This is a genomic window from Pseudomonas sp. 102515 (assembly GCF_031085165.1).
Classification (GTDB): Bacteria; Pseudomonadota; Gammaproteobacteria; order Pseudomonadales; family Pseudomonadaceae; genus Chryseomonas.
The window spans coordinates 419,450-431,372 of the sequence record NZ_JAVHTY010000001.1 but is presented as its reverse complement, the minus strand read 5'-3'; the positions used below and the strand labels follow the sequence as shown (position 1 = coordinate 431,372).

Annotated in this window: 12 protein-coding genes and 2 pseudogenes; 1 reads left to right on the top strand and 13 read right to left on the bottom strand. The window is 68.9% G+C overall.

Annotated features, from left to right (window positions below):
* Positions 1–33: 33 nt before the first annotated feature.
* Both RCF34_RS01970 and RCF34_RS01965 read right to left on the bottom strand, forming a co-directional pair.
* On the bottom strand, positions 34–1,350 hold the full coding sequence (locus RCF34_RS01970; protein WP_308706651.1) for an MFS transporter: 1,317 nt from the start codon (positions 1,348–1,350) through the stop codon (positions 34–36).
* A gap of 188 nt (positions 1,351–1,538) precedes the next feature.
* Entirely contained in the window at positions 1,539–2,438 is a 900-nt protein-coding gene (locus tag RCF34_RS01965; protein WP_308706650.1) for a LysR substrate-binding domain-containing protein, read from the bottom strand.
* A 133-nt stretch (positions 2,439–2,571) separates the two neighbouring features.
* On the opposite strand from RCF34_RS01965, the gene RCF34_RS01960 reads away from it, so the two are divergent.
* Positions 2,572–3,480 (top strand): LysR family transcriptional regulator, encoded by a 909-nt coding sequence (locus RCF34_RS01960; RefSeq protein WP_308706649.1) that lies wholly within the window; start codon positions 2,572–2,574, stop codon positions 3,478–3,480.
* On the opposite strand, the gene madM is transcribed toward RCF34_RS01960, so the two are convergent.
* The 11 genes and pseudogenes from madM to RCF34_RS22900 form a co-directional block, all read right to left on the bottom strand.
* The gene (gene madM, locus RCF34_RS01955; RefSeq protein ID WP_059315062.1) at positions 3,477–4,241 is read right to left on the bottom strand and encodes a malonate transporter subunit MadM; all 765 of its coding nucleotides are present in this window, start codon (positions 4,239–4,241) and stop codon (positions 3,477–3,479) included. The genes RCF34_RS01960 and madM overlap by 4 nt on opposite strands.
* Before the next feature lies 1 nt (position 4,242).
* A complete protein-coding gene (gene madL, locus RCF34_RS01950; protein WP_308706648.1) occupies positions 4,243–4,677 on the bottom strand; it encodes a malonate transporter subunit MadL in 435 nt (144 codons plus the stop codon).
* Between the two features lie 110 nt (positions 4,678–4,787).
* Positions 4,788–5,723: a malonate decarboxylase subunit epsilon gene (gene mdcH / locus RCF34_RS01945; RefSeq protein ID WP_308706647.1), complete on the bottom strand. Its 936-nt coding sequence runs from the start codon at positions 5,721–5,723 to the stop codon at positions 4,788–4,790.
* Entirely contained in the window at positions 5,720–6,421 is a 702-nt protein-coding gene (locus RCF34_RS01940; protein WP_308706646.1) for a malonate decarboxylase holo-ACP synthase, read from the bottom strand. Before RCF34_RS01940 ends, mdcH begins: the two co-directional genes overlap by 4 nt.
* Positions 6,421–7,236 (bottom strand): biotin-independent malonate decarboxylase subunit gamma, encoded by an 816-nt coding sequence (mdcE, locus tag RCF34_RS01935; protein WP_308706645.1) that lies wholly within the window; start codon positions 7,234–7,236, stop codon positions 6,421–6,423. Before mdcE ends, RCF34_RS01940 begins: the two co-directional genes overlap by 1 nt.
* A complete protein-coding gene (locus RCF34_RS01930) occupies positions 7,233–8,099 on the bottom strand; it encodes a biotin-independent malonate decarboxylase subunit beta (protein ID WP_308706644.1) in 867 nt (288 codons plus the stop codon). The genes mdcE and RCF34_RS01930 overlap by 4 nt, the downstream gene beginning before the upstream one ends.
* A complete protein-coding gene (locus tag RCF34_RS01925) occupies positions 8,092–8,406 on the bottom strand; it encodes a malonate decarboxylase subunit delta (RefSeq protein WP_133860715.1) in 315 nt (104 codons plus the stop codon). The genes RCF34_RS01930 and RCF34_RS01925 overlap by 8 nt, the downstream gene beginning before the upstream one ends.
* Positions 8,406–9,263, bottom strand: a complete 858-nt coding sequence (locus RCF34_RS01920; RefSeq protein WP_308706643.1) for a triphosphoribosyl-dephospho-CoA synthase — start codon at positions 9,261–9,263, stop codon at positions 8,406–8,408. The genes RCF34_RS01925 and RCF34_RS01920 overlap by 1 nt, the downstream gene beginning before the upstream one ends.
* Positions 9,263–10,939, bottom strand: a complete 1,677-nt coding sequence (gene mdcA, locus RCF34_RS01915; RefSeq protein ID WP_308706642.1) for a malonate decarboxylase subunit alpha — start codon at positions 10,937–10,939, stop codon at positions 9,263–9,265. Before mdcA ends, RCF34_RS01920 begins: the two co-directional genes overlap by 1 nt.
* Positions 10,940–11,069: 130 nt before the next feature.
* Positions 11,070–11,375, bottom strand: a pseudogene (locus tag RCF34_RS01910) (YfdX family protein); the annotation flags it as partial.
* A 29-nt stretch (positions 11,376–11,404) separates the two neighbouring features.
* Positions 11,405–11,626: pseudogene (locus RCF34_RS22900) on the bottom strand (YfdX family protein); the annotation flags it as partial.
* Positions 11,627–11,923 lie beyond the last annotated feature (297 nt).

Below are 11,923 nucleotides of genomic sequence, written 5' to 3'. Positions count from 1 at the left end.
GTAGGCAGACCGGGGGCGGGCCCCGGTGGGGGATCAAACCGGAGTATGGCGGCGGGTGCGGGTCAGCGTCAGGATGGAGATCAAGCTCAGGGCGGCGGTGCCCATCACGTAGTAGCTGGGGGCGAGGTTGTCGCCGCTGCTGGTGATCATCCAGGTCACCACCAGCGGGGCGAAGCCGCCGAACGCGGTGACCGAAAAGTTGTAGCTGAGTGACAGGCCCGAGCCGCGGGTACGGGTAGGGAAGGCGTCGGCGAGCATCGCCGGGATCGGCCCGAGAGACGCGGCGATCAGGACACCCACCAGCGCCTGCACCAACAGCAGGGTGGTGATGGAAGGCAGGGCGTTGAGCAGCAGGAACAACGGATAGGAAGACAGCCCTACCAGCGTCATGGCGATGCCTAACACCCGCAGACGACCGAAGCGGTCGGAGAGGATGCCGAATACCGGCGACATCAGCATGATGGCGAGGCCAGTGATGAAGGCGCCGAGAAAGGAGGAAGTGGCGGCGATGTGCAGCTGCTTCATGGCATAGGTGGGCATGTACAGCTTGTGCACGTAGTTGAAGGCGGTGGCGCCGGACACCACGCCGATGCACAGCAGGAGCACGGCCCAGTCGGCCTTGAGCAGATCCCGCACCGGGGTCGGCTCCGGGCCCTCCCGGCGCGCCAGCGCCTTGAATTCCGGGGTTTCGTCCATCTGCCGGCGGATATACAGACCGATCGGGCCGATCAGCAGGCCGATACCGAAGGCCAGGCGCCAGCCCCAGTCATCCAGCTGCGCCGGACTGAGCCCATAGCTCAGCACGGCCGCTACGCCAGCGGCGAAGACCGTGGCCAGGCCCTGGGTGGACAGCTGCCAGCTGGCGAAGAAGCCGCGACGACCCTCGGTGGCGTTCTCGGCCATGAAGGCGGTACAGGCACCGAATTCGCCGCCGCTGGAGAATCCCTGCAGCATCCGCGCGACAATCACGATCAGGGGGGCCAGCAGGCCGATCTGGCCGTAGGTAGGCACGCAGGTCATCAGCAGGGTGCCGATCATCATCAGGGCGATGGACAGCGTCAGCGAGGCCTTGCGGCCACGACGGTCGGTGTAGGAGCCCAGCACCACGGCACCCAGCGGCCGCATGATGAAGGAGATGGCGAAGGTGGCCACGCTCAGGAGCAGCGAAGTGGTTTCGTTCTCGGCTGGAAAGAACTGTCGGCTGATGATCACGGCGAAATAGCCGTAGATCAGCAGGTCATAGAATTCCAGGGCATTGCCGATGCCGGCCGCGCAGATTTCCTTCCAGGAGCCATGCCGGGCCGGTGTGGCGGCCTCGCCGCTGGCAAGGGTCGATATGGAGTGCGACATGACCGGGTTCCCCTTGGCGCAGCGCCGCCAGGTGTGGCAGCGCCTTCACGATCGAGGCTCAACCTTGGGTCAAGCCTAGGTATCGGCTCAATTGCCGTTTCGGCACAGGCCTGGGCCCACCAGGCACAGGTGCTCAAGGTCATGCTTGTCCGTATGGGTTCAGACGCTGATTATTTTGTCGTGCACCGCTATGGGGCGCTCGTGGCGAGCGTTCGCCAGATATGTTCGAGGCGTTCATCGTGCGGCTCGCGCAAGCGATGCAGGCAGATATCGAAGGTGGCGATCAGCTCCGTCGATCCCGCCAGCACCAGACTGCCCTGAGCCAGGGACTCGCGCACCACCATGCGGGGCAGCCAGGCCAAGCCGTGTCCACGGCGCGCCATCTGGTGGATGGCCGGATAGGAATCGGCCTGGTAGATCATGCGCATGGCCACCTTGCCCGGCAGCCGGGAGAGATGCCGAGCCAGTACGCCGCGCAGTGCCAGCGAAGGCGCGAAGGCCAGCCAGGGCACCGCAGCGGCGCCGTCTTCCAGCCGATAGCGCGGTCGTCCGTCCGCATCCGGTACGCAGACCGGCAGCAGCTCGTCCTGACCGATGACCAGGGTTTCGAAGCGTGCAGGATCCAGCAAGCGCTCGGTGAGCGGGCTGCTGAAGATCAGCATCAGGTCGGCATCACCCGCGGCCAGCCGGCCGATGGCTTCCTGGGCGCCACTGGTGATGAGCGATACGGGAAACTCGCCGAACCGTGCGCTCAAGCTGTCGTACCACTCCGGAAAGAAGTCGCTGGCCAGCGTCCGGCCGGTGGCGATACGGATCGGCTGTTCGCGCTGCAGGGCGGCACCCTGAAACAGCGAGCGGCATTCGCTCAATCGGTCGACGACTTCCCGTGCCGTTTCCAGCAACAGCAGACCCTCGGGAGTCAGGCTGATGGGCTGCTGGCGGCGAATGAGGGGCGCCCCACACCAGTCCTCCAGGGCGCGGATGCGCCGACCGAAGGCCGGATGGGTGACAAAGCGATTTTCCGCCGCGCGCGATAGGCTGCGGGTACGCGCGAGTTCGATGAAGTCTTCCAGCCATTCCAGTTGCATAGATCTCAGACCCGGGATGATGCCAGGGCAGGGTACGGGGTGAGGGCGGTCACGGCCAGTCCGGGCCGGGACTCGACGCCGCCCGCCCATCCGGGCAAGGTGGGCAGCTGTCTTCCACCGCCCGCTGGCCGCCATGTCCGATACCGCTGACCTCACCCTGCGCAAGCTGGAGATCTTTCTGGCCTTCATGCGCAGCCGCAACCTGGCGCGGGCCGCCGCCGAGCTGGGCACAAGCCATGTCAGCGTGCACCGCGCCATCCATTCGCTGGAGAACGCCCTGCGCTGTCCGCTGTTCAAGCACGAGGGGCGCACCCTGACGCCGCTGGACGGGGCCTTCGTGCTGGAGGCACGCGCCGAGCGACTGATGCAGGACCTGGCCGAGACGGTACGCCTTACCCGGCAGGCGGCGGGCTTCTCGGCCGATCGCTTTCGCCTGGGCGCGCTCTATTCGCTGACGGTCAAGACCGTGCCCCAGCTGATCATGGGCCTCAAGCTCAGACGCAGCGAACTCAACATCGACCTGGTGCTGGGTTCCAACGCCGATCTCGCCGAGCAGCTGCACGACTTCAAGCTGGACGCCATGCTGGTGGCCCTGGACGACGCCGTGGTGGATGCGGACTGCGAGAGCGTCGAGCTGTTCAGCGACGACATCTTTCTCGCCGCGCCCAGCGACTCGCCTTTCGCCGACCAGGCCGAGGTGGACCTGCGCGACCTCGCCGGCGTGCCCTTCGTGACCCTGACCCAGGGCTTCGCCACCTTTCGCGATGGCCGCCAGGTGTTCGCCCAGGCCGGCTTCGAGCCGGAGGTGATCATGCAGGTCAACGATATCTTCTCGCTGATGAGCATGGTCAGCTCCGGGGTGGGCTACGCGCTGCTGCCCGGGCGGGTCGAGGCGGTCTACCAGAACCGCCTCAAACTGTTGCCCCTGGCCGCGCGCTACCGGCTGCAGCAGCGCATCGGCGCGGTCTTCCTGCGCAGCCGCGAGCGCGATCCCAATCTGCTGGCCTTCGTCGCCGAATGCCGGATGTATGCGCGCGGCTAACCCACCAGTGCCCGCACGCAGAAGAACAGCAGCGATGGCCCCAGCAGGCAGCCCAGGCCGGTGTGGAAGGTGGCGGTAAGGGCACCATAGGGCACCAGTCGGCGGTCGGTGGCGGCGAGTCCCGCGGTGACGCCGCTGACGGTACCGGCCAGGCCGCCGAAGACCATCGCCGAGCGTGGGTTGTCCAGTGCCAGCAGCCGCGCCGAGGCGGGCGTGGCCACCATGACGATGATCGCCTTGATCAGGCCGGTGGCGATGGACAGCGCCATGACGTCGGAGCTGGCGCCCAGGGCCGCGCCCGTCACCGGTCCGACGATGTAGGTCACGGCGCCCGCGCCGATGGTGGTCATGCTCACCGCGTCGCGATAGCCGAAGGCCCAGGCCACCGCGGCGCCGACGATGAAGGGCAGCACGGTGCCGAGCAGCAGGGCCACGGCGCCGATCATTCCGGCCTTGCGCGCCTCGGTGGCCTGGACCTCGAAGGCGGTGGCGACGATGGCGAAGTCGCGCAGCATGGCGCCGCCCATCAGGCCGATACCGGAGAACAGCGCGAGGTCGGCCAGGCCTTTCTGGCCACCGGTGACGGTCCCGCCGACCCAGGCCAGCACCAGGCCGATGACGATGGCGATGGCCGAGCCGTGCACCCGGCCAAAGGTCAGTCGGCGCGAAAGGACCACCGAGATCCACATGATCAGGCCGATCAGCGCGAAGGCGGCGACCAGGCCGTTGTGTTGCAGGGCTTTGGTGACGATGTCGTTCATGCTAGCGACCTCCGGCCGGCGCGGCATGGGCGACCGCTGGCGCGGGTGCCACGGCTGCGTCCGGCAATGGCGGTAGCGGTTCACCGCGATGGCTGCGGCTGATCAGGGCGATGGTCACCCCGCAGATCCCCACCGCGCCCACCGCCGCCAGCACCGCCACCGGACCACCGTGCAGGGCGGTGACCACGTTCTGCTGGGCGGCCATGGCCACCACCACCGGGATGTACAGCGCGCCCCAGAAGCCGACCCCGAATTCGCATTCCTTGCTCATGCCGCCATGCCGCTCCATGTAGAGCCGGGCGCATATCAGCAGGAGCATGGCGATGCCCACCCCGCCGACATTGGACTTGACCCCGAGCAGGACGCCCAGGAAGTCGCCGATGATGACGCCTGCAAGCATGCAGACGGCCAGGAGCGCTACACCGTAGATAATCATTGTTGTTGTCCTCGGTTGTGCTTGGGGTGGGGTGAAGCCTGGCACCGCTCTCGCTTTCCCCCTCCTTGGGGAGAGGGCTGGGGTGAGGGAAGCCGCCGTATGGGGAATGCTCAATCCAGTCGCGCCGCCTCCTCGCGCCTGAGCGCGTCCAGGGTCTCGGGGTGGGTATCCTGCCAGGCCAGTACGCCGCTGGCGGGCAGCACGCGCCTGGCCAGTTGGGAGAGCACGCTGCCCGGCGCCAGCTCGATGGCCAGGCGTACGCCGCGCTCGCGGGCGGCTTCCAGGGTGGCGTGCCATTCGATGGGCCGCGCCATGTTGAAGGCCAGATCGTCACGCAGTTGTTCGGCGCGCACCAGCCGTCGCGCGGACGTACCACTGAGATAAGCCAGCCGGGGCGCGCGTAACTCGACCTCGGCGAAGGCCTGGTCCAGGGACTGGGCCGCTTCGGCGAGCAGCGGGCAGTGGGACGGCACACTCATGGCCAGGCGCTTGGCCGCTGCGGCACCTTGGGCGCGCGCGGCTTCGGCCAGCACGGCCAGGCCGGCATCGCTGCCCGCTACTACGTATTGTCGCTCGGCATTGGCATTGGCCAGATACAGCGGCGCTGCAGGGCGATGGTGGTCAGCGACCAGGCGTTCCACCGCGCCCCGCCCCAAGCCCAGGATCGCCAGCATGCCGTAGCCTTCGGGATAGGCCGTCTGCATCAACTCACCGCGCCGCGCCACCAGGCGCAGGGCATCGGCGAACTCCAGGGCCTCGGCCACCGCCGCCGCGGCATAGGCACCGATGGACAGCCCGGCCACCAGCTGTGGCGCCGGTCCGCGGCTCAGCAGCAGGCGCGCGGTGGCGACGCCGGCGATCAGCAGGCAGAGCTGGACGGCGCGGGTGTGGTCCAAGGCCTGGGCGGTGTCCAGGCTCAGGGGATCGACTTCCAGCACCTTGGCCGCTTCCTCCAGGGTGCGCCGGACCTCGGCGTCGTCGGGCAGGGTGTGCAGCATGCCGGGACGCTGGGCGCCCTGGCCGGGAAACTGGAAGAGGGTGCTCATGCGGCGCGCTCCCCTGGCCAGGGATCGCTCACCAACTGGGGACCGGCAGCGGTCTTGAGCAGCACCCTTGCTGCCTTCGCGGCCCAATCGGCCAGCGCCACGCCGCCGAGGGGGGTCTCCAGCAGGATGTCCAGGCGGCACAGCGCCTGCGCCTGCAGGGACGCCAGCAATACCCGCGCCTGCTCGCGTGGCAGCGGGGCCACGCAGCGGATCAGCAGATCCAGATCGCTCCCGGCATGCAGCGCCGGCCAGCCGGAGGCCAGTTCGTAACCGGCGGCGCCCGTAGGACCCCAGGGCAGGTCCAGCCCGTCCAATAGCGGTTGCAGCCTGGCCAGGGTGTCGAAGGCCGGCAGATCGCGGCAGCCGGCCGTGATCTTCAATCCCTCGGGGGGACGCCGGCGCCGCACGGCGGCGGATTCCAGCCAGGCCCCCAGCCGCTCGGCCCGGATGGTGCCCCGCAGACCGACGGGTAGCCGATCTGCCTCAGGCGCCGCCCGGCGTACTACCACGGGCAGGCCCGCCTCGGCGACGTGTTGCGCCCAGAGGGGGGCGTGCGCGGGCAGGCTATCCGGGGTCAGGCCCCAGAGGAGGTCATGGGGTCGGTGTTGGGCTTCGCGTTGCTCAACCCAACCTACGCGGGTGTCCGGTAGGTTGGGTTGAGCGCCAGCGAAGCCCAACGGGCCCATGCGCCCGCGCATCAGGCGTTCCATCCTGCCCGCAGGCGTTCGCGCACTGCGCGAGAGGCCGCGCGATTGGCGCCGTCCAGCCGCAGCCTGAGATCGGTGGCACCGCTGGCCAGGACATCCGCCTGGGCGTCGGCCAGGGCCTGGCGCACCTCCTGCAGATCTGCGCTCGAGGGCTGGTCGGGCTGGCCGACCTCCAGCTGGCGCCAGAGCAGGCCCAGGGAGGCATAGCTGTCCAGGTCGTAGGCCATGGGCGGGATGTCCGCCGCCAGGCGTTCCAGTTCCTCGACACTGCGCAGGGTGACCCGAGCCGCCGAGGCCTTGCCCATGGCATGCACCTGCACCTGGGGATCGCGCAGGGCCAGCAGGCGATTGGCCTGGTAGCCATGGGCGAGAAAGCCGCCGGACATGGCCTTGCCCACCAGCAGACCCAGCACCGGGTGCCCCGCCAGGCGTGCCTCGGCATAGGCGCCCGCGGCTCCGGCCAGGGCCTGGTGGATGCCATAGGCTTCCTCGCGGCGACCGTAGGCCTGGCTGGGCACGTCCACCAGGGCGATCAGGGTGCGTTTCATTGCGGCGTCACCATCCTCTTCGATGGCCTGCCGGATGGCCCGGGCCAGGCCCCAGCCCTCCAGCAGGCCCACCTCGCCCTGGCGGGCGCGGGGAAAGGGATTGCCGGCGTCCGCTACCACCGCCAGCCAGCGCGCGGGGCGTCCGGCCAGATCGAGGTCGGCGACGCGCAGGGAGGCGGGCAGGCCGCTGACGGTCTCGCCCTGGCCGGCCAGCGCCTGGAACCAGGTCAGGCCGCGTTGCGAAGGCTGGGTGCTCATGGCTGGTCTCCGGCGTAGAGGTGGCGGACCGCGGCGGCGTCCGCCTGGGGACGGGTGTCGAGATCGGCGAGGCGCGCCAGGTAGTGGTCGGCCTGCTCGCTGCGCAAGGCGCCGGCAACGCCCCGGGTGAAGCCCTGGCGGATGGCGGCGGTCACGGCGGCGCTGTCGTCGGCGACGAAGACATCGGCCAGGCCCGTGGCGACCCGCTGCTCGCCGCCGGTCAGGCTCCAGATGAAGGGGCGGTCACGGGAGTCGTATTCCTCGATGCCGGCTTCCTGCTCGATCACCTGGGGACCGTTGAGGCCCAGGCGTGCCTCGCGGGTGACGATCAGCTGACTGCACAGGCCCGCGGCGATGGACATGCCACCAAAGCAGCCGACGCTGCCGGCGATGACGCCGATGACTGGCTGGTGCGCGCGCAGGGCGACGATGGCCGCCTGGATCTCGGCGATGGCGGCCAGGCCCAGATTGGCCTCCTGCAGGCGCACGCCGCCGGTTTCCAGCAGCAGCACCGCACGGGTCGGGATGCCGGCAAGATTGTCTTCCAGCGCCAGCTCCAGGGCCCCGGCGATCTTGGCGCCGCCCACTTCGCCCATGCTGCCGCCCTGGAAGGCGCCCTCGATGGCGCAGACCACCGCGGGCTGGCCGTCGATCAGCCCCTTGGCCACCACCACGCCGTCATCGGCCTGGCAGACGATGCCCTGCTTGGGCAGCCACGGCGACATCAGCCGTTCGAAGGGGCCAACCAGCTCGCGAAAGCTGCCGGCATCGAGCACCACACGGGCCCGCTCGCGGGCGCCGAGTTCGACGAAGCTGCGGCTGTGCAGCAGCTCCTGGACATCGGGAAGAGGGGCTTCAGCCATGGGTGCTGTCCTCCAGGTCGAGGGTTTCCAGGCCCTGCTCCAGGCGCAGGCGCACCACGCCCGGGGTGGCGCCGAAGTCATGGATGTCCAGGGTCAGGGCCGGCAGGTCCTCGCGGGTGGCGAACAGCCGGTCGAAGAGGGCACGCCAGCGCGGTTCGCTACCGTTGACCGAGGTGGTCACCTTGAGGGTGAAGTCGGCGTTGGCGGGTTCGAGCAGGACCTCCAGGTCCCCTGAGCCGACGCAGCCCACCAGGGCGCGGCCCTGGCGACGCTGGCTGGCCGGATAGCGGCAGGTGAAGTGTTCCATCAGAGGTCTCCAGGGAGCCGCGGCTCCAGGCGATCGACGAGAAGGGTGGCGGCCAGCAGATCGGCGACGCCGCCAGGGGAGGCATTGGCGGCCAGCAACTGGCGGTCCAGGGTCAGCAGCTGGCGCCGCCCGGCGAGACTGGCGCTGCCCCCGGCATGCAGCACGGCGCGGGCGCCCTGCTGCATGGTGGTGAGGGCCGCAGGGCCGCCCCGGTGCAGCACGCAGGTATCGTCCAGCCGGGTCATGATCGCCAGGAGCGCATCCAGGCGCGCGTTCTGTTCGCCCGCGCCGGCCTGGCGGCTGGCGTGCAACTGCGGCAGACCGCGCTGGTGGATGGCGGGAAAGCCCGCGGCGGCCTCGGCCCGGGCGCCGCCGACGCCATAGCGCTGGGCGACGCGCTGACCATGGCTGGGCGCCGCCTGGGGCGCGTCCGGATCGGGCAGGCTGGCCAGGCGACCGGCCGCCAGGCACAGCGCCTGGGCGGAAGCCGGACGCTCATGCACGGTCGCCGTCACCAGCAGCCCCAGCGCCCAGATGGCGCCGCGGTGAGTGTTGACCCCGTGGGTGACCTGCAGCATGGCGGCTTCGCCGTCACGCCCCAGTTGGCCGATCAGGCGGCGCAGTTCGGCGGCGGGCAGCCCCCGCTCGGCGGCTTCGGCCATGGCCTGGAAACAGGGCCGCAGGGCCTGGGCCGAGGTCAGCATCAGACCGAGGCTGAGGTCACTGTGGGCGCCCTGACCACGGCGATCCACCAGGGCCGGCTTGGGCGAGAGTTCGGCTTCGTCCACCAGGGCGGAAACGGCCAGCTCGGCCAGGCGCTCGGCGGGCGATGAGGTACGGCGGGCGAGGGCGCGCATCACCAGCTCCTGAACTTGGCCGGGGGTTGATAGAGGCCGCCGGACCATTCCACCAGTTCGCCGATGCTCTTGGCGGCGAGCAATTCGCGACTCGCATCGGTGCGGCGGATGCCGAGGTCCTCGGGCAGGGCCACCAGGCCTTCCTGGCGCAGCCGCCGGGCCTCGACCGGATCGCTGCGCAGGCCGATGGCGGTGACCCCGGCCACGGCGGCGATCATCGCCCGGCGCTCTTCCAGGGAGCGGGCGCGGTAGAGATAGGCGATGCCTTCCTCGGTGAGCAGGTGGGTGACGTCGTCGCCATAGACCATGATGGGCGCCAGCGGCATGCCGCTCTTGCGCGCCACCTCCACGGCATCCAGGGTGTCGACGAAGGTGGGCTTGCCGCCTTCCTGGAAGGTCTCGACCATCTGCACCACCAGCTTCTTGCCACGCTCCAGGAGCGCTGGGGCGCCGTCGCCGGTCTGCTGACGCATGTCCAGCCAGGCCGGGGTGGGATGACGCCGGCCGTGCGGATCATGGCCCATGTTGGGCGCGCCACCGAAGCCGGCGAGACGACCACGCGTCACGGTGGAGGAATGACCGTCGCCGTCCACCTGCAGGGTGGCGCCGATGAAGAGGTCCACGGCGTACTGGCCGGCCAACTGGCAGAGCAGCCGGTTGGATCTCAGCGAGCCGTCGCGTCCGGTAAAGAAGACGTCCGGCCGCTGGGCGATATAGCCCTCCATGCCCAGCTCGGTGCCGAAGCAGTGCACGCTCTCCACCCAGCCGCTCTCGATGGCGGGAATCAGCGTGGGATGGGGATTGAGCGTCCAGTGCCGGCAGATCTTGCCCTTGAGACCCAGGCGCTCGCCGTAGGTGGGCAGGATCAGTTCGATGGCCGCGGTGTTGAAGCCGATGCCATGGTTGAGCGACTGCACCTGGTGGCGTTCATAGATGCCGCGGATGGCCATCATCGCCATCAGCACGTGCACCGGCTTGATGTGGCGCGGATCGCGGGTGAACAGCGGTTCGATATAGAAGGGCCGATCGGCCACCACCACGAAATCCACCCAGTCCGCCGGGATGTCGACCCGCGGCAATTCGGACACGTCGTCCACCAGCTGGTTGACCTGGACGATGACGATGCCGTCGCTGAAGGCCGCCGGCTCGATCAGCGCCGGGCTGTCCTCGGTGCTGGGGCCGGTGTAGATGTTGCCGGCGCGGTCGGCCATGAAGCCGGCGCTGAGCACCACCTTGGGGATCAGGTCCACCAGCAGCCGGGCATAGAGTTCGATATAGGTATGGATGGCACCGACTTCGAGCAGCCCGTCTTCCAGCAGCTGGCTGATCCTCAGGCTCTGGGTGCCGGCAAAGGAGAAGTCCAGCTTGCGGGCGATGCCGCGTTCGAAGAGGTCCAGGTGCTCGGCGCGACCCACGCTGGGCATGATCATGTGCAGGTCGTGCAGCCGGGCCGGATCGACCTGGGCGAGGCTGCGGGAAAGGAAGTCGGCCTGCTTCTGGTTGTTGCCTTCCAGCACCACCCGGTCGCCGGGGGCAAGCAGCTGTTCCAGGGCCGCGACGATGGACGCGGTGGGCAGCACCTTGCCATCGGCCAGCGCGGCCACCCGGTCCAGGCGCTGCTGCTTGTCGCTGCGGCGCCTGGCGATCCGAGCCGGTGGGGAGGATGTCGTTGTCATTGGGGTCTCCACGAATCACCTGTCGTGGAGTCACCCTAGCCCTCGCCTCCCAGGCGTTCAATCAACCTGAGGGCGGAATCGTTACGCTGAAGTTAACGATTCCGTGCGGTCTCGGGTGTCCGTGACCGGCTCAGGTCTTGTCGACCGGAGTGAAGACCGTGGTGGTCCTGGAGAACCAGCTGGTGGGGGTCACGTCGACATTGGCGTTGTCGTATCTAAGGCTGTTCTGCACCTGATTGAGCGTCAGGTTGGGCTGCCAGTATTGCTCGTGGCCCAGTTCCTGGTTGGCCCTGCGCACCAGGTCCAGGGTTTCCTGGGCTGGCAGTACCGCGGTCGAGTAGTCCACGTCGACCCCGGCCAACTTGAGGGTCTCGCCGGCGCCCTGGGTGTCGCCCTGCTGGATCTTCTCGTTGGCCTGGGCCACGGCCTGGTTCTTGGCCGGGGGGCGACATGGTTGTCACGCAGCGCCATGCCGCGCCAGATCGGCAGCCAGGCCGTGGCCTTGGCGTCCTGCGCGGCTACCTGCGTGAGTTTGCCCTCCTGACCCCGCAGCTCCCTGGGCGACTTGAGGTAGGCGGTCTTGTCGGTCTGGGCGGTCTGCAGCGCGCCTTCGGCGGCGCCCAGTTGCTGCTTGGCCTGATCGACATGGCCTTCGTAGAGGTCCTGGCGGGTGGCGACCACGTCCATGAAGGCCTGCTGGCCCTGCTGGGCGATCGCCGGCAGGGTGGCGACCTACTGGGTGGCGGCGTCGGGCCGGGTGTCGGCCAGGGCGGCGGTGGAAAACACCGAGGCGATGGTCAGGACGAGAAGGCTCTTGGCGATACGACGGTTGAGGTTCATGTGCTTCTCCCGGATACGAAAGTGACTGGAAGCGCGGGGGTATCGGGCAGGGGTGCGAGATACCGTGAGTTCAGTGTCGATCCGGTGAGCTTAACGAACGCTTAGCAGGCTATCGGTGACTGTGATCCGATATGTCAGACGCTG